Raw genomic sequence first — 19,621 nt, 5'->3', positions numbered from 1 at the left:
CGCGGCCGGCTTCGGCCGTCCGGGCTCTCCGGCGCTACTTTCGCCCGAGCTCTCTCAGCAGCTTCTCCCAGCGGGCGTCGAGCTTCTCGTACTCCTCCGTGGTCCTGCCTTCCTGGTCCGGGTACCAGCGCTTGAAGCCGTAGTCCTGCGTGGGATTGCCGTACTGGTATTTGGCGAGCACCTTCTGGCCGTCGGCCCCGAGGATGAAGTCGGCGAAGAGCAGGGCGGCGTGCGGATGAGGCGGCTGGGCGGCGACGGCCGTCGAGCCCGAGTTCGTCGGCACGACATCCATCGGCACCCAGGCGATCGGCGCCCCTTCGGCGATGGAGACTTCCGCGTGGTTGCGGAACGTCGTCGGCGACAGCCCCACCTCGCCCGAGATCACCATGTCCAGGAGCGCGCGCCCGGAGACGTTGTGGATCGCCGGGTTTTGCGCCTTGAGCCTCTGCAGGAACTCTTCGCCCTTGAACTTGAGCATCGCGCCGATGGTCCGCGTCCCGGTGTCCGAGCCCGCGAGGCCGATCTTGTCCTTGAGGCGCGGGTTCAGGAGCCCCTCGTAGTTTTTGGGGACGGCGTCGGCGGGAATCGATTTCTTGTTGTAGGAGAGAACGATGTGCGATTCGCGGTCGATGGCCCAGTAGACCAGACCTTTCCTGGCGGCGGGCTGTTTGCTGAAGTCGGGATACCTGGAAAGCGGCGGCGAGAAATAGGGCAGCAAGAGCCTGTTGTCGAGCATGAAACGCAGCAGGGGAATCGTGGACTCGATCGTATCGACGATGAAGCGGCGGGCCTGGCTTTCGGTCACGACCCTTGCGGTCAGCTCCTGGCTCGTGGCCCGGTAGGCCTCCACCTTGACCCCGGGGTACTTTTTCTCGAACGTCGCCGCCAGCTCCTTGTAGGATCCGCCCGCCAGGGAGGTGTACCACGTGACCTTGCCCTCGTTCCTGGCTCCGGCATAGAGCACCTGCTCCCGGTCCGGCCGGTCGTAGGCGGCGAGGTCGGCGGCTTTCGCGGGCCGCCCGCCCTGCGCCCAGGCCGCGCTGGAGCAGGTCACCGCCAGAATCAAGGCGCAAAAGCCGTTGACGAGCTCACCGGCACGCGGAGATCGCGGCCCGACGTTGTTGCGACCGCTCTGTCCGGGTCTCGGTCTTCTTTCGGTCGATGTCCACCTGGCGGTGAACTCCTCGGTCGATCCCATTCGAAGCTCCTCCTTGCGATGCACCGCAGGGTCCGCGCTCCCGCGGGTTCAATAGCCCTGCTCGAGCAGCTGGTGATAGAACAGCTTCAGGAAGCTGCGCAGCCGCTCCGGCCTCTTGTAATGGGCGAATTCCTGCGGCACCTTGAATTCCTTTTCGATCTGCTCCAGCGTCTTTCCCGCCCGCACCATCCTGGCGACCTCGTCGCGCATCACGATGAAATAGCGCTTTTGCTCCTCGAGGTCCCGGACGCCGCGGCCGACGTGCACCGGCCCGTGGCCGGGAACGTACGTGTCCACCGGCAGGTTGCGGGCCATGATCCGGTCGAGAATGTCGATCCAGCCCTGGACGTTCGAGTAAAAGATCTCTCCCGACTCGCCTTGACCGGGATGGATTTCCGTGTCGAGGAGGTCGCCCATCAGCATCACGCGCTTCTGCGGGATGTAGACGGTGAGATCGCCGGTGCTGTGGCCCCGGCCTTCGGCCGTGATCTGGAAGGTGAGCCCTCCGAAGTAGAGCGTCATGCTGCCGTCGAAGGCGATGTCGGGCCGCACCAGCTCTCCCTTGCGGTAGGCGGCGTACCGCGGATCGTTCGAGCTCTTGCGCTGCTCGAACTCCCTGCCTTCCTGCATGAAGAGGTCTCTGGCCTGGTTCCTGGTCGCGATGTAGATCGGCCGGTCCTCGCGGAAATGCCAGGCGCCCGAAGAATGGTCGCCGGCGCTGTGGGAAGAGATCAGGTACCGCACCTTCTTGTCCGTCAATTTGCGGATGCCCGCCAGCGTCTGGTCGGCGTTGTCGATGTGAAAGTCGAGCACGAGCACGCCGTCGTCCGTGATCACCACGGTCGAGTTTCCCGACCCGCGGGAGTGCTCGAACATGTAGACGCCGTCGGTCACTTTCACCGGCGTCATCCGGACCGGCGCCGAGGCGCCGGCCGCCGCCAGCCAGACCAGGGGCAAAAGAAGCCGAACCGTCCCTTTCATGGCGCCACCTCCACGGCTTGCGTTACGAGGAGCAGAGGCCGAGCGTCTTCGCCATCTCCAGCGTCCGGCGCGCCCGTTCGACGATCGGGCGGTCGATCAGCTGGCCGCCGAACGCGATCGAGCCGTCGCCGCGAGCGGTCGCCTCTTCGAAGGCCTGCAGGATCCTGCGGCAGTAGTCGATTTCGTCCGGCGTCGGGCTGAAGACGGCGTTGATCGGATCGATCTGCGAGGGGTGAATCAGCGACATGCCGGAAAAGCCCAGGCGCCGCGACTGGCGGGCGAAGGCGAGCAGGCCCTCGGAGTCCTTGAGGTCGACCCAGACGCCGTCGACCGCCTGGACGTGGGCCGACGCCGCGGCGACCACGAGCGCGGAGCGCGCGTAGAGCATGTCGCGGGCCTCGCCTTCGCGCGCCGCCGGCAGGCCGATCTCGCGGCCGAAATCCTCGGCGCCGAACATCAGGCCGGTGACCCGCGGCGAGCTGGCGGCGATGGCCGGCGCGTTGAGCAGGCCGCGCGGGCTTTCGACGGCGATCAGGAGCCGCACGCCGCCGGGGGCCATCCCGAGCTTCGGCTCGCGCTCGTCGAGGATCTCTGCGACCCGGCGCACCTCCTCCGGCGTCTCGACCTTGGGGCAGACGAGGCCGTCGAGACCGGGGCGGACCACCGCTTCGAGATCGTCGTGCATGCGCTCGTGGCCGATGGCGTTGATGCGCACGAAGCGCGCCGGAGAGCCCGGGGCCTTTTCCCGCGGCAGCGACGCGGCGATGTTGGCGCGCGCCGCGTCCTTCTCGCCCGGCGCGACGCCGTCCTCGAGGTCGAGCATGACGGCGTCGGCGTTGAGGCCGAGCGCCTTGTCGATCATCTTCTGCCGGTGGCCCGGCACGAACATCCAGGAGCGCTTGAGGTCCATTCGTTTCTCCGACACCTTGCGCGGCGGCAGGGAGGCGGCCGGGGCTCGCCTCCGGTCCGCGCCGCCGATCTCTCTGCGCTTCCTTACAACAAGGCCGGTCAAATGTCTATTCGCGGCCGATGGTCGCGGAGGTTGCGCCGCCGGCGATTTCGTACGATAAGGGAAAGATATCTTTCGACTCCCTGCGTTCCAACATGAAAGCCCGAACGTTCAAGCTGCTCCTGCCGCTGATCGCCGTCACCGTTCAATCCAACTCCGCGACCACGATCATCCCGCCGTTTCTCGACGAGCTGCGCGTTCCCGTCGCCGGGATCGGCACGCTGGTTTCGCTCGGGCCGATCTTCGCGCTGGCCTCGCGCCTGCCGATCGGCATGATCTACGAGCGCGGCCGCGCCCGGCTGCTGATCGTCGCCTCGGTGCTGACCATGGGCGCGACCAACTTCGCCTACAGCCTGGCCTCGGACGCGCTGACGTTCGCGATCGTGCAGGCGTTGAACGGCTTCGCTTACGGCGCGCTGACGACTTCCTACATGGCTTTCTACGTCGAATCGCTGCCGCCGGAGGAGAACCGCAACCACGCCATGGGCTACTACGTCGGCACGCTCGCGGTGGGCTATTCGACCGGAAACTTCTTCGGCGGGTGGTTCGCCGACCGTTTCGGCTACGACTCGACCTTCCAGGCCGCGGCGTTCCTGTCGCTCGTCCCGTGCGTTCTGCTGTGGCGGCTGCACGTCCCCGAAGGCCCGGCGAAGAGAGGCGGGGCGAAGGCGGCCGGGGCGGGCGTCCGCGGCTCCTGGAGGGCGCTGCTCGAGCCCGAGCTGGCCACGGTGGCGGCCGTCGCGCTGATCCTCAACCTGCTGCACCAGATGGGGGGCGTGTTCATCTCGCTTTACGGCCTGAGCGTCGGGATGAGCCTGACGCAGATCGGCGCGATCCGCGCCGCGTACGCCGGGTGCAACGCGATCACGCGGCCGATCAGCGGCCACGTCGTGAACAGGGTCGGCCACCGGGGCCTCTCCTACGCCGGGATCCCGCTGCAGTCCGCGATCCTGATGACGATCCCGCTTTTCACCGGCTTCGGCGCGATCATGACCGCCTACGTGAGCTCGGGGCTGATGCGCGCGATCGTGATCGTGGCCAACGCCGTCGGGCTGGTCCAGGACGTCGACGAGAACCGGGTGCGGCGCGGCGTGGCCTCGGGGGTTTACAATGCCGCGGGCGATCTGGGGAACATTCTCGGGCCGGCGGTCGGCGGCCTGATCGCCCACGCCGCCGGCATCGGCGGCGTTTTCGTCGCGGGCTCCGCCGGCGCGACGCTGCTCTTCCTGTTCCTGATGGGGGCGGTCCGGCGGCTGCGGCGCGCGGCGCCGGCCGCCGAGCCCTCGTGACCGGGCCGGCGCGTCAGTAGGATTTCGGCATTCCGAGCACGTGCTGGCCGAGATAGGCGAGCACCAGGTTGTTGCTCACCGGCGCGACCGTGAGCAGCCGGGTCTCGCGGAACTTGCGCTCGACATCGTAGTCGACGGCGAAGCCGTAGCCGCCGTGGGTCGTGAGGCAGACATTCGCCGCCTCCCACGCCGCTTCGGAGGCGAGCAGCTTGGCCATGTTGGCCTCGGCGCCGCAGCGTTCGTTGCGGTCGAACTTGGTCGCCGCCTGGTAGCGCACCAGATCCGCGGCCTCGATGGCGGCGAAGGCCCGGGCGATCGGGAATTGCACGCCCTGATTCGCGCCGATGGGCCGGCCGAAGACGACGCGCTCCGAAGCGTATTTCGCGGCGCGCTCGATGAACCAGCGGCCGTCGCCGATCGCCTCGGCGGCGACCAGGATGCGTTCGGCGTTCCAGCCGTCGATGATGTAGCGAAACCCCATTCCCTCCTCGCCGACGAGGTTTTCCGCCGGAACCTCGACGCCGTCGAAGAACAACGCGTTGGTGTGATGGTTGATCATGAGATCGAGCGGCCTCACCTCGAGCCTGCCCTTCGCTTCCCGCAGATCGACGATGAAGACGGACAGGCCCCTGGTCTTGTCCTCCAGCTCCTCGTAGGGCGTGGTGCGCGCGAGCAGCAGCATGAGGTCGGACTGGAGCACGCGGGAGATGAAGATCTTCTGCCCGTGGATGACGTACCGGTCGCCGCGGCGGGTGGCCGTGGTCTGCAGGCGGGTGGTTTCCGAGCCGGAGTTGGGCTCGGTCACGGCGAACGCCTGCAGCCGGAGCTCGCCGGTCGCGATCCGGGGGAGATAGCGCCTTTTCTGCTCCTCGCTGCCGTGGCGCAGCAGCGTGCCCATGGTGTACATCTGCGCGTGGCACGGGGTGGCGACGCCGCCCGAGCGGTTGATCTCCTCGAGGATGATGCTCGCCTCGGTGATGCCGAGCCCGCTGCCGCCGTACTCCTCGGGAATCAGCGCCGCGAGCCAGCCGAGCTCGGAAAGCTTGCGCACGAAGGCTTCCGGGTATTCTTTCTTCGCGTCGATCGCGCGCCAGTAGGAGTCCGGAAATTCCTTGCAAACGCGGCGGATCTCTTCGCGCAGCTGGAGCTGCTCCGCGGTCAGGTTGAAATCCATCGGCTCCTCCTATAATTAACGGTCTCACTAATAGCGTAAACTCGGCGGCGCAGAAAGAGGAGCGCGATCATGGCGGTCAAACCCGGATGGGAAGGGCGTTATTTCGAGGATTTCGAGGTGGGCGACGTCTACCGCTGCCGCCTCGGGCGCACGGTCACCGAGGCGGACAACATCTGGTTCACGCTGCTGACGAACAACACCAACCAGATCCATTTCAACAACGAGTACGGCAAGCGCACCGAGTTCGGCAAGTGTCTGATCAACAGCGCGCTGACGCTCGCCATCGTCGCCGGGATGGGAGTCGCCGACGTGAGCGAGAACGGCTTCGCGCTCGGCTGGGACGAGATCAAGCTGCCGAATCCGGTCTTCGCCGGCGACACGCTCTATTCGGAGTCCGAGGTCCTGGAAAAGCGGGAGTCGAGGTCGAAGCCGCAGTGGGGCATCGTCAAGGTGCGAACCCGGGGAGTCAAGCAGGACGGCAGCGTCGTCATCGAGTACACGCGCAGCGTGATGGTGTGGAAAAAGGCGCACGCGCCGAAAAAGGACCTGTTCCCGGCGGTCAAGGAAAGCAAATAGCCGGGCTCGGGAAGGGAATGACGAACAGCGAAAAGCCTTCCCGCGCTCTCGACGGCGTGAGGATCCTCTCCTTCGAGCAGGTGCTCTCGGGGCCGTTCGCGACCTGCCTGCTCGCGGACATGGGCGCGGAAGTGATCAAGGTCGAGCGGCCGGGCACCGGCGACGTCATCCGGAGCTGGGACTCGGTGGTGCGCGGCTTGTCGTCCGGATACGTCTGGCTCAACCGCAACAAGCGCAGCCTGACCGTCGACGTCAAGCAGGAAGGCGGGCGGGAGATCCTGCATCGGCTCGCGCGGCGGTCGGACGTCTTCTTCGAGAACTACGCGCCGGGAGTCGCCGCCCGGCTCGGGCTGGGCTACGAGAGCTTGAGCGGCCTCAACCCGCGCCTGATCTACTGCTCGCTCTCCGGGTACGGGCAGGACGGGCCGTACCGCGACGTCAAGGCCTACGATCTGTTGATCCAGGGAGAGGCCGGCATCATCGCGACCACCGGCTACCCGGACCGTCCGGCGCGGGCGGGGATCGCGATCGCCGACATCGCTTCGGGGATGTACGCCGCGATCGGCATCCTGTTGGCGCTCTACCAGCGCGAGAAGAGCGGCCAGGGCCAGTACATCGACGTCTCGATGTTCGACTCGATCGTTTCCTGGCTCGGCTACTTTCCGCATCACTACTGGCACGCGGGCGAGGAGCCTCAGCGCATCGGGATGCGCCACCATTACGTGACGCCCTATGGTCCCTATCTCGCGGCCGACGGGGAATACGTGAACCTGGCGGTCGCGAGCGCCGCCGACTGGGAAATCTTCTGCCGGGAGGTGATCGAGCGGCCCGATCTGCTCGAGGACTCGCGCTTCAAGACGGTCGAAGCCCGGCGCAGGAATCGCGCCGAGCTGGAAGAGACGATCGAGCGGATCTTTCTCGGCCGCGACCACCGCCACTGGCTGGCGCGGCTCAAGAAGGCCGGCCTGCCTCACGGCGAGGTCCGCGGCATCGCTTCGGTGCTGGCGCATCCGCAGGTTGCGGCGCGCCGGTTGATCCGCGAGGTGGAGTCGCCGGTGGGGAAGGTGCCGGTCATCGCCAACGCGCTGAAGATGTCCGGGAGCGAATGCCGCTATGACCGCGTTCCGGCGCTGGGCGAAGACACCGAAGCGATCCTGCGCGAGATCGGCTACGACAGCGAGGCGATCGGGCGGCTGAGGCGTGACCGGACGATCTGAGACGGGCCCGCGCGGTCGCGCGGCAGCGAGCGGGTCGAGCACATGGAGCGGACGCGCAAACGGGTCGTGGGGGTGCTGGGAGCGTCCCTGAGCGACGCTCCGGACGGTGCCCACATTACTGCGGCCGAACGGAGCGCCGCCCGGCTCGGCGAGGCGGTCGCCGCGCGCGGCTGCGTGCTGATCACGGGGGCCACCACGGGGCTGCCGGCGCGTGCGGCGCGGGCCTGCCGCGAGCGGGGAGGGCTGGCCGTGGGGGTCTCGCCGGCCGCGAACCCCGAGGAGCACGTCAGCCGCTACCGCCTGCCCGACGACGGGGCGGATGTGATCGTCTACACCGGTTTCGGCTTGAAGGGCCGCAACGTGATCACCGTGCGCTCGGCGGACGTCGTGATCGTCGTCGGTGGCGCGACCGGAACCCTCAACGAGTTCACGATCGCCTGCGACGAAGGGAAGGTCATCGGCGTTCTGGAAGGCAGCGGGGGCGTCGCCGACCACATCCGGGAGATCGTCGCCTTCTGCAAAAAGCCCGTGCCCGGCGCTCTGATCTTCGAGCGCGATCCGGAAACGCTCCTCGACCGTTGCCTGGAAGCCTTCGAGAGATCCCGGCTGCCGGCCTGACGGGCCTCCCCCATTACAACCCGAAGAGCTCCGCCGCCGTCTTCCCGAGCATCGCGCTCCGCTCTTCGGAGGAACAGGGAGCCTGGCGGATCATGTCGAGCGACTCGGTCAGGTTCGCGGCGCTCTTGCACTCCAGCGGGTAATCGCTGCCGAACATGATGCGGTCCGCGGTCGTCATGTTGAACGCGGCCGCGAGCGCGGGATGCCAGGCGCCGGTGCCCGCGGTGTCGAAGTAGAGGCGGCGGAACAGCGCCTCGAACCGCTCCGCGAGCCCGAGCCGGTTTTGCTCCGAGCGGGTCTTGAGGTAGCCCTTCAGCCCGGCCGGCACCGGGGCGTCCGGCGGCTCGAAGAACGCCATCATCCTCCCCTTCAACGACGAAGCCGCGCCGCCGAGATGCGGCATGACGAACTTCAGCTCCGGGAAGCGCGGCAGCACGCTCGCCAGCACGCGCACGATCGCCTGCGTCGTTTCCAGCGGACGGAACACGCAGCGGTCGAGATTGTAAGTGGTTTCGGAGCCGGTCGGCCTCGATTGCGGATGGATGACGATCGGCAGCCCGTTCCTCTGGATGATCTCGTAGAGCGGGTCCATCACCGGATTGTCGAGCTGAATGTCGAGGTGGCAGGCGAGCAGCGCGACCGCGCGGAGCCCGAGCTCGCCGATCCCACGCTCGAGCTCGCGCCTGGCGGCCTCGGGCTCGTGCACGGGCAGGTGGATCGCGCCGCGGAACCGGCCGGGATATTTGCGCTCGACCTCGGCGATGCCGTCGTTCAGCGCCCGCGCGACGTCCGGCCCGAGCACCTGCACCTGATCGGTGAGGATCGAGACGCCGACGCCGGCTTCGTCCATCACGGCGAGGTGGGCGTCGAGGTTCTTGCGCGACGGGCTCAGTGTCAGGCTGATTTCTCTGGTGACGATCCGCGGCCCGCCGGCCTGCGCCGCCAGGCGGTCGAAGACCTCCGGGGGCATGTAGTGGTGATGGACGTCGACGATGAAATCGACCGCAGCCATGACTCGGTTCTCGCTCCTTTCCTTTCGCTCCCGGCGGTCTTCGCCGGACCTTTACCGCATAGCTCATTTCTCCGCGCAAACCAACAGCGCGGCGGCGAGGCCGGCGGCGCGGAGAGGCGGGAGATCAGCGGCCGGCGGGCGGACGGGAGAGAGGCGTGCCGCCGCGGGCGAGCCGCTGGGCGATGATCTCGTAGACTTCCGGGCAAAAGCCGAGCCCGAGGTGGGTGGTGGAGACCTCGATGTGGTCCACGTTGGCGCCTGCGGGATCGAGGCAGGCCTCCCATGCGACCACGCGGTCCGCCCGCGAGTAGATCGCGGTCACCGGGGTCAGGAGCGAGGTCCGGTTGCGCGCCTCGATCTCCAGCGCGATCGCGTCGACGTCGATTCCCCGGCGGCGCATCGAGCGTGCCACCACGGTGTATTTCGGGCCGCCGACCACCGGAGTTCCGAGGGTGATCACCTGATCCACGAGGTCGGGCCGCTCGCGCGCCGCTTCGCGCGCGAGGTAGCCGCCGAAGCTCCACCCGACGAGCTGGACCTTCCTGGTCGTCCGGCGGGCGAGCGTCATGACGCGGCGGAGCACGCGGCGCATCTGGGTTGCGGCGTCGCCGCTATTGGTGCCGCCGCCGATGCCGCGGACGTGGTAGCCGAGATAACGGAGGTAGGTCTGGAGAGCGGCAGTGGAAAGGTTTCCGGCGCCGTAACCCGGCAGAACGATCACCGGCTGGCCGCTGCCCCGAGGTTGCCGCGCCAGACAGGGAAACCACATGAGAAGACGCGGCAGCTCCACGAAGCCCCGGATCTCGTAGAACAGCCCCGCGACCGGCGGCGGCTGAAGAATTCGAGCGACCGTGTTGGCCGGGTCATCGGCCGGAGCCCGGCGGGCGGAGAGGCTTTCTTTGAAATCGGCCACGTGCTGAACACGAAAAGGGTAGGCGAGAGCGGCCCTGGAAGTCAAGGAAGCCGGGAGCGCCACGGGTAAGAAACACGGGAAGAGCCGGGACCGGGCCGGCTCTCCCCGCAGCGGGACGGGAGCGCTAGGAGCGTCGCGTATGCGGCCTGCGAAATCCGCGGCCGGAGGCGAAGAGCTTCTCGAGCCGTTCTCTCTGCTCGGGGGTCAGAACCGACCGTCCGTTCTCCAGCGCTTCGATCCGCAGATAGCGCAGCTCGGAGCGAAGCTTTTCCGCCTCGGCGATCTTGAGCTTCGTCTGGATCAGATTGACGGGGCTCTCCTGCAGGAGCACGGCGATCTGCTCCTCGACTTCTCGCAGCTGCCTGACGAGCGGAGCGGTCTGCGCCCGGTGCTGGCTCCGTATCTTTTCGAGCTCCGCCACCTGGTCGCCGGTCAGGTCGAGCTCGTTGCGGTGTTCGAGGGCGATGGTGACCCACGGGGCTCTGGCGGCGAGCAGCGCCTGCTTGCGCCGCCCGGCTTCGCCCCATCCCTTCCCGGGCCCTTCCTCGCCGGCCGGAGCCGCCGAGCCCGCATGCGAAAGCGAGAGAACAATCAATCCTGCCGCGGCGGCGGAAAGAAATCTGCCGAAATTGCCCATAACCCCTCCTCGGAAACGGTATGCAATTTCTTGGACGCTCCCGGGCCGGGGAGGTTTACACGCCGCCGCTTCCGAAGTCCGATCGTCGTCCTCCTCCCGATAGCCGCGCGCCGCACACCAGGGGGCACGCTCGCGGGGTCATGACCCGGGGCGCGCCGGAACCAGGATGAAGCGAACGCGCCGGTTCCGCTGGCGGCAGTCTTCGGTCTTTTCGACGCAGACCGGCACCTCCTCGCCGAAGCTGATGGTCGTCATGCGCTCGCCGGCAACCCCGAGGCGCGCGAGATAATCTCGCGCCGAGCGCGCGCGCCGGGCCCCGAGGGCGATGTTGTATTCGTTGGTGCCGCGGTCGTCGCAATGGCCTTCGACCTCGACGCGCGCCGCGGGGTTGTCCTTCAGCCATCGCGCGTTGTTTTGGAGCGTTTCCACCGCGTCGGCCCGCAACGCGGCGCTGTCGAAATCGAAGTAGATCTCCTGCAGCGGGCTCGACGGCGGCGTCGACGGCGGCGCGCCGCGCTGCAGGGCGTCGAGGCTCGACGGACCGCCCCCGGCGGCGGTCTCTGCCGGCGCGCCTCGCGCCCGCGTCACGCTTGGATTTTCCGTCGTCCAGGCGGGCCAGGGGATTCTGGGGCCGGATACCACACCTCCGCCGCACCCGATCAGTGCGAACAGCGATCCTGCGCCGATCCAGTGGCGTAATCGTCCGCTCATTCCTTGCCCTCCAGCGCGCGAGTCATCGCCCGCTTGCAAACGCGCGTATTGTGTACCATCGGGTGAAACGGCGTCAAACGAAGTCCTCCTTGCAGCGCCGGCTGCGATACGTCAAATTCATATGATAGTTCCCGGGTTCCGGTTTCCGCGGATTTCCGTGGCAGCCGGCGGGAAGCGGCGGGCGTTCAAAAGTTTTGCAAATCGCGGATTGCAAGATCTCGCGCATCTGGCCGCTCGGCGTCCCGGGTCCGAGGTCCGGAGACTTCCGTTTCTGCCGCGCTCTGCGCGGCAACGGCTTGAACGGAGCGAAGCGATTGAACGGTTCGAGCGGGAGCGAAGCGACTTTTTGGCCGCGATACGATGCCCGGCTACGCGCGGCCTCGCTCGCAATGCGGCGGCGGGTTTCGCCGACGGCGAGCACGCGCGAAACGGAGGTTGCATTTTGAACGAAGCCCGGAGTGAAGCACGGGCGCCTGTCGTCGTGGCGGCCGGCGTCTGCAAGAGCTTCGGCGCGCGAGTGGCCGTCGACAATCTCAGCCTGGAGGTGCCCGCGCGAACGTGTTTCGGCCTGTTGGGGCCGAACGGCGCGGGGAAAACGACCACGTTGCGGATGATCTACGGCGTGACGCGCGCGACGCGCGGCACGATCCGCGTCTTCGGCATGGACATCGGCCGCGAGCCGCGCCGCGTGCGCCGCCGCCTGGGCGTGACGCTGCAACAAAACGTGTTGCTCGAAGCGCTCTCGCCTCGAGAGAACCTGCGCGTGTTCGGACGCTACCACCTGCTCGCGGAGCCGGAGCTGTCCCGGCGGGCCGAAGAGCTGATCGAGTTTCTGGAGCTGGGATCGCATGCCGACACTCCCGTGCGCCATCTCTCGGGCGGGTTCCAGCGCCGGCTCGCGATCGCGATGTCCCTCATGAACCGCCCGGAGCTCCTGATTCTCGACGAGCCGACGACCGGGCTGGATCCGGCGGTCCGCCTCGCCCTGTGGTCGCGGATCCGCGAGCTTCGGGCCGCGGGCACGACCGTGCTCCTGACCACGCACTACATGGACGAGGCCCAGCGGCTGTGCGATTCGGTCGCCATCATCGCCGGAGGCAGAGTGATCGGCGAGGGAGCGCCGGCCGATCTGATCGCGAGCCGCCTCGCTCCCGAAGCCGTAGAGTTCGAGTGCAGCCGGGCGGAGGAGTCGGTCCTGCTCGACGGGCTGGAGGGCTCCGCGCGGCGGCTGAGAGCCGGGAACCGGCTCATGCTCTACGTTGAGGACGCCGCTCTTCTGATCGAGCGCATCCGCCGCTACGATCGGGGCGACCGGCGGCCGGTCATCGTCCGGCCGACGAATCTCGAGGACGTCTTTCTGGCGCTCACGGGCACCAGCCTGGAGGGGGGCGCGTGAGCGTGTCGTTGCCGTACGCGCTGGCGGTGTGGCGCCGCAACGCGGCGATGTACCGCCGCACGTGGACCTGGAACATCCTGCCCAATTTCTTCGAGCCGGTGTTCTATCTGTTTTCGATCGGCGTCGGGCTCGGAGCCTACGTCTCCGAGATGGGGGGCACGTCCTACGTCGCGTTTCTCGCACCCGGTCTGGTCTGCGTCGCCGCCATGAACGGAGCCAGCTTCGAGGTCACCTACAACATTTATGTCCGGCTCACGTTCGAGAAGGCGTACGACGCGATGCTGACCGCTCCCATCGAGCCGGACGACGTGCTCGCGGGCGAAGTGCTGTGGGCCGTCACCCGGGCCTGCATCTACGGCGGCTGCTTCTATCTCGTCCTGCTGTTCTTCGGCCTGGCGCCGCTGCCGAGATCGCTCTGGGCGATTCCGGTCATTCCTCTGACGGGGCTGTTGTTCTCGGCGATCGGGATCGTTTTTTCGCTGCGCATTCCCAACATCGACTTCTTCAGCTTCTATTTCACGCTGTTCCTGACGCCGCTGTTTCTCTTTTCCGACGTCTTCTTTCCGCTGAACGAGCGGTTGAGCGGAGCCTGGCTGTGGGTCGCCGAAGCTTTGCCGCTCCTGCATCCGGTGCGCCTGGCCCGGCTCGCCTTCCAGGGCGAAGCTCCGGCGATTCTGTGGTGGGACCTCGCCTACTGCGCGGCGCTTTCGGCGGCGCTGCTCGCGTGGGCGAGGCGCTGGACGCGGGCGCGGCTCACCAATTGATCCGATGAAGTTCGATACGGGCCTGCTGGTTCACGACCTGAGCGCTATGCCGGCGATAGCGAGGGCCGCCGAGGCGCTCGGCTTCGACGGCCTGTGGACGTTCGAGACCGCGCACGACGCCTTCCTGCCGCTGGTGCTGGCGGCGGAGCACAGCCGGCGGCTCACGCTCGGCACGAGCATCGCGGTAGCCTTCTCGCGCAGCCCGACGGTGCTCGCCTACGTCGCCTGGGATCTCGCGCGCTTCTCCCGGGGGCGCTTCATCCTGGGGCTCGGGACCCAGGTCAAAGGGCACAACGAGCGGCGCTTCGGCGTCAAATGGGAGCGGCCCGTCGACAAGATGCGCGACGTGATCGGCGCCCTGCGGGCGATCTGGGACTGCTGGCGGAACCGCACGCGGCTCGATTACCGCGGAGAGTTCTTCAAGCTCGATCTGATGACGCCGTTTTTCAGCCCGCCGCCGCACGACTACGCGCGCATTCCGATCTACCTCGCCGGCGTGAACCGGCGGATGTGCGAGCTCGCGGGTGAGCTGTGCGACGGGTTTCACGCTCACCCGCTCAGCTCGGCGCGCTACCTGCGGGAAGCGGTGCTCCCCAACATCCGCACCGGCCTCGCCCGGAGCGGGCGGGAGCGGAGCTCGATCGAGATTTGCAGCAGCATCTTCGTCATTCCCGACGACGACCCCGCGGAGGCATCGCGCCACGAGGCCGAGGTGCGAAGGCAGATCGCCTTTTACGCCAGCACGCCCGTCTATCGGCCGGTTCTCGCCCTGCACGGCTGGGGCGAGACCGCCGACCGGCTTCGGCGAATGGCTGCGCGCGGCGACTGGAAGGAAATGGGCGGATTGATCACCGACGAGATGCTGGAGACCTTCGCGCTTCGGGGCAGCTGGGCAGAGCTTCCGGCGATGGTCCGGCGCAGGTACGACGGGCTGCTGGATCGCGTGAGCTACTATTTTCCGTTCGTGCCGGGGGAAAACGATCCCGGCTGGAAGGCCGCCGTCGCGGGTTTTCGCGCAAAAGTGTCTGAATGAGCCGGGTTTGTGATTGAGGGGGGACGCGACGGCAGCCCTCCGCGGCCGACAGGTTTATCGGCGGGATGGTAACCTGCGTACTCAAAATTGCGAATCGCTTGGCGTCCTTTCGCACCGCCGCCAGTCGGTATCGCTCTTTTCCGGTCAGAAGGGCTTGGAAGCGCCGCCTTTTCTCCTGGCACGGCGTTTGCGCCGGGACCCCGAGGGAGATGGGTAGCATGACGATTTCTCTGCCCTTTTTCCTCGCGCTGGCGGCCGTTGCCGGCGGTGGGGCGTGCTGGATCCTTTTCCCCCGTATACGGGAACGTTACTGGCGCTTTCGCGGCGCCAGGATCGTCAAGTGTCCCGACACGGGCAACCTGGCCGAAGCCGAGGTTTACGCTTCGCTCGCGGCGTTGACCGGCGCCTGGTGGCGGCCGCTACGGCGCGTGAAGAGCTGCTCTCTGTGGCCGGCCTGGAAAAGGTGCACCCGAAGGTGCGGCAGGGAGAACTGGCCCAGGGCGTAGAAACGCTTGCCCCTGTTCCCGAGGCGGCCCGATCCGCCGCCCAGGCGATGAATTGGCGCCTGACCGGGAACCGGTCGGGGTTCCGGGTCTGCAGCTTGAACGGCGGAGAGCCCCCGATGCTCCCCGCCGTTTCCAGAAGAAAAACTCGAGCTATCCTTCCCAGATCGGCTTGACGTGGGTGTCGAGCCATTTCTTCGGGTCTTCCAGGAAGGAACGGTCCGTGACCGGAAGCGGCTTGGTCCCTTTCGGGAAAGCGGTCTCGATCGAGGTCTTCGACTTGAAGTCGTTGCGCGCCGTTTCGCGGCCCACCGAATCGATGGTCTTCTGGCCTTCCTCGGAAATCAGCCACTCGGCGAACAGCTTGGCCGCGTTGGGGTGGGGCGCCTTGACATAGATTCCCGCCTGGCGCGGAAAAACCACGGGGGGCACGCTTCGAACGTAGTCGATGGGCGTCCCCTTTTCCATGTCGTGGATGACGTCGTGCAACAGCGCCGGCATGCAAATCGCGTACTCGCCCGAGACCGTCAGGCGGAACATGGCGCTCGTGCTCTTGTGCACCGGGACGCCGAGGGCCTTCAAGCCGCGGACGAATTTCTGGAAGCGCGCCTGATCCTTCCACTGGCCGTTGAGGGCGGCGAGCATCGAGCTCAGGGGGCCGGCGCGCATCGGATCGTCGAGCGCAACCATGCCCTTGTACTTGGGGTTGGCCACGTCCTCCCAGCTCTTGGGCAGATCGGCCGACTTGAGCTTCTTGGTGTTGTAGGCGAGCGCCTGGACCTGCAGGCTCACGGTGGGGAGCGTCGGGTCGTGGAGGTAGAGCACGTCCTTCTGTACGGTCTCGTACTCCGCCATGGCGCCCGCCGCGCGCAGCACCGGCGGCGCGTTGTCCGAGAGGACGACGTCGACACTCGGCTGGCCCCCCTGGAACTCGGTGAGGACCCGGGTGACGATTTCCGGATTGCGCGCCTGCCAGTAGGTGGGCTTGATGCCGGGATAGCGCCTGGCGAAAGCGTCGGTGACGGCGCGAATGTGCTCGACGTCCCACACGGAATAGACGATCAGGGCGCCTTCCTGCTTCGCCTTCGGATAGAGCTCTTTGCTGACCTGCTCGAAGGCCTTCGCCGCCTTGGCGGTGGCGGCCGCGCTCCCGACCTGCTGCTCCACGCGCCGCGCCTTGGGCGGTGCTTTGCCGGGCGCCTTTTCCGCCGCGAGCCCGGACGGCGCCGGCGCAAGCGACCAAATCAGAACCGCGGGCAGAACCGATGCTGTTTTCCTGAACATAGGGTCCTCCTTTTGAGAATCTCTTCTATTGGACGGCGGGTCACAGGCTGAACTTCATTTTGAACGCGAACTTGGCGAAAGAGACCGCGACGATCAGGATGATCAGGTAGATCACGCCTCCGGCGGCCGCCTCGGCCCACTGCCCGACGCGAAAGTACTCGAAAAGGGTCACCGGACCGTACTCGTTGCCCGGCGAGGTGAGCAGGACCGCGACGTCGACGTTGCGGATCGCCTCGACGAAAATGTAAAAGAGCGCCCCGCCCACCGAAGGCTTCAGGATCGGCAGCGTGATGCTGAAGAAGACGTGGCGCCATTTGGCGCCGTGCACCCAGGCGGCCTCGTCCAGCTCCTTGTGGATGTTCACGATCGAGCCGGACGCGTTGCGGAACGCGTACGGAAAATAGGCCACGAACAGTCCCAGCCCCAGCGCCCAGAGGCTGTTGTAAAGCGGCGTTCCGAGGAAGATGATCACCAGCCCGACGGAGAGGACCAGCGGAGGGAAGGCCAGGGGAAGCGTGCCGATGAACTCGAAGACCTTCGTGCCGTACGCCCGCGTCCGGTAGATCGTGAACGCCATGACGATGCCGGCCAGGACGGTGACCACGGCGATGGTGACCGAGAGCACCAGGGAATTGTAAAGGCCGGTGACGAAGCTCGGATGCCGCATGACCGTGTAGTAGTTCGTGAGCACCATCCTGGTGGGAAAGCTCATGAAGGTCTCGTAGTCGAAGTAGGGAATCAGCGATACGATGATCAGGACGGCGAACGGAATCGCGATTCCCGCCATGAAGTAGAGGAACACGGCGAGAAACGTCACGTACTTCCAGGGACCGATGTCGATGACCTTGACCCGGTAGCCTTTGCCGGTGATCGTGGCGTAACGCTCGGAAAAGCGGGTGGCGCGAACGTAGAACAACAGCGTAAGGACCGACAGCACCACCAGCACGGTGCTGTACGAGGTCGCCAGTCCCGTGTTGAACTCGAGCGCCATGGAGTCGTACACGCGGCTGACGAAAACCTTGATGCCCGCGGGCGTTCCCTGGAGCACCGGCGTCTCGAAAGAGCGCAGGCCGCGCAGGAAGTTCAGGATGAAAGCCGAGAGGAAGGCCGGGACCGCGAGCGGAAACGTGATGTGGAGCATGGTGTGAACCGGCTTGCTCCCGGCGATGTAGGCGCTTTCCTCCAGCGAGGGGTCGAACGAGAGGAAGACCGGCAGGAGGAAGAGGTATCCCAGCGGCACGCAGGCGAGGCCGAAAACCCAGATCATGCCGGCCATGCTGAACGCGTTGAAGACCTGCTCCTGGATGCCGAAAACCTGCTGGAGCATGTTGTTGAGGATTCCCGACTTGGGCGCGAGCAGGAGGATCCACGCGATGTTCTTCATGATCGGCGGCATCAGAATCGGATAGAGGGGCATCAGCTCCACCAGGGCCTTGCCGGGAGTGTTCGTGCGCGCGACGATCCATGCAAGGAGGGCGCCGAGGCCGGTGCCGAGGCCGGCGGATCCCGCCGCGTAGAGGATCGAGTTGTTGAGCATCGCGAGAATGTCGCGGTCGGCGAAGACGCGCAGGTAGTTCTCGAAGGTGAACCCGGTCGCCGCTCCCAGCCTGCCGGTGGTCAGGCTGCGCAGGAGCACGATGACGATCGGCGTGACGATCGCACCGCCCGCCACGACGCTGGCGAGCAGCGGAATCACGGTGCCCTGCCGGTAGGCGATCTTCAGCGAGCTCCAGCCGCTGCTCGCCCGGTGTCCGGCCAGAGTCGCGCTATCCATCGGCCGGGCCCGCCGGCTCCGTGATGACGCTGATCGCGGAGCGATCGATGGAGAGGTAGGTCTTTCCGGACTGGCCGTTGAGCCGCACCATCGGACAGTGGCGGTGCGAGGTCACCACCAGTTCGCGCCGCCCCACCTGGATGAAATGGTCGGTCAGGCCGCCGCGGAACTGGCGGCTGAGCATCTGTCCCTCGAGGACATTGTCGGTCCCGTCCGGGAACCGCTCGTTGCTCAGGCGGATCTCGCTGGTGCGGATCACCACCTTGCACGCGGCGCCAGCCGGCACGCTGCCGGTCCCCGAGCACACCAGGACCTTGTCGAAGTCCGGCACGTTGACAAACCAGCGTTCGCCTTCCACCCGGACCACCCTGCCGTCGAGGAGCGCCGAGTGACCGATGAACGACGCCACGAAGGGATGGGCGGGGTGGTTGTAGATTTCGTCGGGGGCGGCGTACTGCAGGATTCTGCCGGATTCCATGACGATCACCGCGTCCGAGATGGTGAAGGCCTCTTCCTGGTCGTGGGTGACGTAGAGGGCGCTGATCCCGACCTTCTTGATCAGCTTGCGCAGCTCCCCGCGCATCTCTTCGCGCAGCTTCGCGTCCAGGTTGCTCAGGGGCTCGTCGAGCAGGATCAGGCGGGGCTCGAGCGCCAGGCTGCGGGCGAGCGCGACCCGCTGCTGCTGGCCGCCGCTCAGCTGCGATGGATAACGCTCCTCCTTTCCCTTGAGCCCGACCAGCTCGAGGGCCGAAAGCGCGCGCCGCCGGATCTCCTCCTCGGGAAGCTTGCGCAGCTTGAGTCCGAAGGTGACGTTGCGATAGACGGTCATGTGGGGCCAGAGGGCATAGTTCTGGAAGACAAAGCCGATCGCGCGCGAGTAGGGCGGAACCAGGATGCCTTGCTCGATCGACGTCTGAACCTTGCCGGCGATCGAGATCGAGCCGGCTTCCGGGACCTCCAGGCCCGCGATCGACCGCAGCAGCGTGGTTTTCCCGCAACCTGAGGGCCCGAGAAAGGAAAGAATCCCCGACTCGAACTCGAAGCTGACGTTGTCCAGGGCCCGGACGTCCCGGTACGTCTTGACCAGCCCTTGGACCTTAAGGATCGCCATACGTTCGATTGGTTATTAGCATAAAACCCCGGGCGAAAGCGAATCCGGTCCGCCGGGCGCGCGGCCGGCCGAGATCGCTCCCGGCGCGCAAAGCGATTTCGATGCCAGCGTTCCGTCTCGCTGTTTCACCGGCTTTTCGGCCCCTCCGCCGCCGCGGCCGCGCGGCGTGATGATTTCATGGTCAGCGGCTGATCGAGGATTGTGCAGCCCGCCGGGCACTTGGAGAGGGGGGAAGCCGCGGATTTGACAAACAGCGGCCCTGTTCGTTACCAAGGTAAGAGTTCCGGTTTCCGGTTTTTCCGCCGGTCACCGGTGAGCAGCATGGAGTCTTGCAAATCGGGGACGGGAAATTTCGATGCGAGGTCGGGAGCACGGCGACTTCTTTCCTTGAACCCTTGAACTCTTGAACTCTTGAACCCTT

The 19,621-nt window shown here is 66.6% G+C and carries 19 protein-coding genes; 8 read left to right on the top strand and 11 right to left on the bottom strand.

The annotated features are described in order from the left end of the window. Positions 1-34 precede the first annotated feature (34 nt). The 3 genes from VNN77_09760 to VNN77_09750 are packed head-to-tail and all read right to left on the bottom strand — an operon-like array spanning position 35 to position 3,089. Positions 35-1,198 carry an extracellular solute-binding protein gene (locus VNN77_09760; protein HXG51676.1) on the bottom strand — a complete coding sequence of 388 codons (1,164 nt, stop codon included), beginning with the start codon at positions 1,196-1,198 and terminating at the stop codon, positions 35-37. A 48-nt stretch (positions 1,199-1,246) separates the two neighbouring features. Next, the gene (locus VNN77_09755; GenBank protein ID HXG51675.1) at positions 1,247-2,179 is read right to left on the bottom strand and encodes an MBL fold metallo-hydrolase; all 933 of its coding nucleotides are present in this window, start codon (positions 2,177-2,179) and stop codon (positions 1,247-1,249) included. Positions 2,180-2,201: 22 nt separating this feature from the next. Further along, positions 2,202-3,089, bottom strand: coding sequence for a CoA ester lyase (locus tag VNN77_09750; GenBank protein ID HXG51674.1), 888 nt, complete (start codon positions 3,087-3,089; stop codon positions 2,202-2,204). A 194-nt stretch (positions 3,090-3,283) separates the two neighbouring features. On the opposite strand from VNN77_09750, the gene VNN77_09745 reads away from it, so the two are divergent. Beyond that, positions 3,284-4,477: an MFS transporter gene (locus VNN77_09745; GenBank protein ID HXG51673.1), complete on the top strand. Its 1,194-nt coding sequence runs from the start codon at positions 3,284-3,286 to the stop codon at positions 4,475-4,477. 13 nt (positions 4,478-4,490) lie between these two features. Here VNN77_09745 and VNN77_09740 read toward each other — a convergent pair whose 3' ends face one another. Beyond that, entirely contained in the window at positions 4,491-5,651 is a 1,161-nt protein-coding gene (locus VNN77_09740) for an acyl-CoA dehydrogenase family protein (protein ID HXG51672.1), read from the bottom strand. A 69-nt stretch (positions 5,652-5,720) separates the two neighbouring features. Between VNN77_09740 and VNN77_09735 the strand changes: the two genes are divergently transcribed. From VNN77_09735 to VNN77_09725, 3 genes are read left to right on the top strand one after another with little or no spacing between them, the layout of a single operon-like run. Then, entirely contained in the window at positions 5,721-6,227 is a 507-nt protein-coding gene (locus VNN77_09735; GenBank protein HXG51671.1) for a MaoC family dehydratase, read from the top strand. A gap of 17 nt (positions 6,228-6,244) precedes the next feature. Continuing rightward, entirely contained in the window at positions 6,245-7,444 is a 1,200-nt protein-coding gene (locus tag VNN77_09730; GenBank protein HXG51670.1) for a CaiB/BaiF CoA-transferase family protein, read from the top strand. 42 nt (positions 7,445-7,486) lie between these two features. After that, positions 7,487-8,062 carry a hypothetical protein gene (locus tag VNN77_09725; protein HXG51669.1) on the top strand — a complete coding sequence of 192 codons (576 nt, stop codon included), beginning with the start codon at positions 7,487-7,489 and terminating at the stop codon, positions 8,060-8,062. 13 nt (positions 8,063-8,075) lie between these two features. On the opposite strand, the gene VNN77_09720 is transcribed toward VNN77_09725, so the two are convergent. The 4 genes from VNN77_09720 to pal all read right to left on the bottom strand — a co-directional run bounded on the left by VNN77_09720 (position 8,076) and on the right by pal (position 11,335). Next, positions 8,076-9,074 (bottom strand): amidohydrolase family protein, encoded by a 999-nt coding sequence (locus tag VNN77_09720; protein ID HXG51668.1) that lies wholly within the window; start codon positions 9,072-9,074, stop codon positions 8,076-8,078. A 124-nt stretch (positions 9,075-9,198) separates the two neighbouring features. After that, positions 9,199-9,987, bottom strand: coding sequence for an alpha/beta fold hydrolase (locus VNN77_09715; GenBank protein HXG51667.1), 789 nt, complete (start codon positions 9,985-9,987; stop codon positions 9,199-9,201). 124 nt (positions 9,988-10,111) lie between these two features. Next, on the bottom strand, positions 10,112-10,624 hold the full coding sequence (locus VNN77_09710) for a Spy/CpxP family protein refolding chaperone (GenBank protein HXG51666.1): 513 nt from the start codon (positions 10,622-10,624) through the stop codon (positions 10,112-10,114). Between the two features lie 138 nt (positions 10,625-10,762). Continuing rightward, positions 10,763-11,335, bottom strand: a complete 573-nt coding sequence (pal, locus tag VNN77_09705; GenBank protein ID HXG51665.1) for a peptidoglycan-associated lipoprotein Pal — start codon at positions 11,333-11,335, stop codon at positions 10,763-10,765. A gap of 442 nt (positions 11,336-11,777) precedes the next feature. On the opposite strand from pal, the gene VNN77_09700 reads away from it, so the two are divergent. The 4 genes from VNN77_09700 (at position 11,778) to VNN77_09685 (ending at position 15,034) form a co-directional block, all read left to right on the top strand. Then, complete coding sequence (locus VNN77_09700) at positions 11,778-12,731, top strand: ABC transporter ATP-binding protein (GenBank protein ID HXG51664.1); 954 nt, start codon at positions 11,778-11,780, stop codon at positions 12,729-12,731. Beyond that, positions 12,728-13,495 carry an ABC transporter permease gene (locus VNN77_09695; GenBank protein HXG51663.1) on the top strand — a complete coding sequence of 256 codons (768 nt, stop codon included), beginning with the start codon at positions 12,728-12,730 and terminating at the stop codon, positions 13,493-13,495. Before VNN77_09700 ends, VNN77_09695 begins: the two co-directional genes overlap by 4 nt. Before the next feature lie 4 nt (positions 13,496-13,499). Then, the gene (locus VNN77_09690) at positions 13,500-14,528 is read left to right on the top strand and encodes a TIGR03617 family F420-dependent LLM class oxidoreductase (protein ID HXG51662.1); all 1,029 of its coding nucleotides are present in this window, start codon (positions 13,500-13,502) and stop codon (positions 14,526-14,528) included. 218 nt (positions 14,529-14,746) lie between these two features. Next, positions 14,747-15,034: a hypothetical protein gene (locus VNN77_09685; protein HXG51661.1), complete on the top strand. Its 288-nt coding sequence runs from the start codon at positions 14,747-14,749 to the stop codon at positions 15,032-15,034. A 150-nt stretch (positions 15,035-15,184) separates the two neighbouring features. Here the strand turns inward: VNN77_09685 and VNN77_09680 are convergent, their stop codons facing one another. Genes VNN77_09680 through VNN77_09670 form a run of 3 tightly spaced genes read right to left on the bottom strand, consistent with a single transcriptional unit; the run spans position 15,185 to position 19,200 of the window. Beyond that, positions 15,185-16,315 (bottom strand): extracellular solute-binding protein, encoded by a 1,131-nt coding sequence (locus VNN77_09680; protein HXG51660.1) that lies wholly within the window; start codon positions 16,313-16,315, stop codon positions 15,185-15,187. A gap of 40 nt (positions 16,316-16,355) precedes the next feature. After that, positions 16,356-18,089 (bottom strand): iron ABC transporter permease, encoded by a 1,734-nt coding sequence (locus VNN77_09675; protein HXG51659.1) that lies wholly within the window; start codon positions 18,087-18,089, stop codon positions 16,356-16,358. Further along, positions 18,082-19,200 carry an ABC transporter ATP-binding protein gene (locus VNN77_09670; GenBank protein HXG51658.1) on the bottom strand — a complete coding sequence of 373 codons (1,119 nt, stop codon included), beginning with the start codon at positions 19,198-19,200 and terminating at the stop codon, positions 18,082-18,084. Before VNN77_09670 ends, VNN77_09675 begins: the two co-directional genes overlap by 8 nt. Positions 19,201-19,621 lie beyond the last annotated feature (421 nt).

It is taken from the genome of Candidatus Zixiibacteriota bacterium (assembly GCA_035574315.1).
In the GTDB taxonomy this organism is placed as follows: Bacteria; Desulfobacterota; Binatia; order UBA9968; family UBA9968; genus DATLYW01.
The sequence above is the reverse complement of the archived record's forward strand: the minus strand, read 5'-3'. Positions and strand labels throughout refer to the sequence as shown.

Excerpts from the sequence above, each read along its gene's own strand:
- VNN77_09760 (HXG51676.1), bottom strand. The coding sequence starts at position 1,198 with ATGGGATCGACCGAGGAGTTCACCGCCAGGTGGACATCGACCGAAAGA.
- VNN77_09745 (HXG51673.1), top strand. The coding sequence starts at position 3,284 with ATGAAAGCCCGAACGTTCAAGCTGCTCCTGCCGCTGATCGCCGTCACC.
- pal (HXG51665.1), bottom strand. The coding sequence starts at position 11,335 with ATGAGCGGACGATTACGCCACTGGATCGGCGCAGGATCGCTGTTCGCA.
- VNN77_09720 (HXG51668.1), bottom strand. The coding sequence starts at position 9,074 with ATGGCTGCGGTCGATTTCATCGTCGACGTCCATCACCACTACATGCCC.
- VNN77_09710 (HXG51666.1), bottom strand. The coding sequence starts at position 10,624 with ATGGGCAATTTCGGCAGATTTCTTTCCGCCGCCGCGGCAGGATTGATT.
- VNN77_09730 (HXG51670.1), top strand. The coding sequence starts at position 6,245 with ATGACGAACAGCGAAAAGCCTTCCCGCGCTCTCGACGGCGTGAGGATC.
- VNN77_09680 (HXG51660.1), bottom strand. The coding sequence starts at position 16,315 with ATGTTCAGGAAAACAGCATCGGTTCTGCCCGCGGTTCTGATTTGGTCG.
- VNN77_09670 (HXG51658.1), bottom strand. The coding sequence starts at position 19,200 with ATGGCGATCCTTAAGGTCCAAGGGCTGGTCAAGACGTACCGGGACGTC.
- VNN77_09740 (HXG51672.1), bottom strand. The coding sequence starts at position 5,651 with ATGGATTTCAACCTGACCGCGGAGCAGCTCCAGCTGCGCGAAGAGATC.
- VNN77_09750 (HXG51674.1), bottom strand. The coding sequence starts at position 3,089 with ATGGACCTCAAGCGCTCCTGGATGTTCGTGCCGGGCCACCGGCAGAAG.
- VNN77_09685 (HXG51661.1), top strand. The coding sequence starts at position 14,747 with ATGACGATTTCTCTGCCCTTTTTCCTCGCGCTGGCGGCCGTTGCCGGC.
- VNN77_09725 (HXG51669.1), top strand. The coding sequence starts at position 7,487 with ATGGAGCGGACGCGCAAACGGGTCGTGGGGGTGCTGGGAGCGTCCCTG.
- VNN77_09755 (HXG51675.1), bottom strand. The coding sequence starts at position 2,179 with ATGAAAGGGACGGTTCGGCTTCTTTTGCCCCTGGTCTGGCTGGCGGCG.
- VNN77_09735 (HXG51671.1), top strand. The coding sequence starts at position 5,721 with ATGGCGGTCAAACCCGGATGGGAAGGGCGTTATTTCGAGGATTTCGAG.
- VNN77_09690 (HXG51662.1), top strand. The coding sequence starts at position 13,500 with ATGAAGTTCGATACGGGCCTGCTGGTTCACGACCTGAGCGCTATGCCG.
- VNN77_09675 (HXG51659.1), bottom strand. The coding sequence starts at position 18,089 with ATGGATAGCGCGACTCTGGCCGGACACCGGGCGAGCAGCGGCTGGAGC.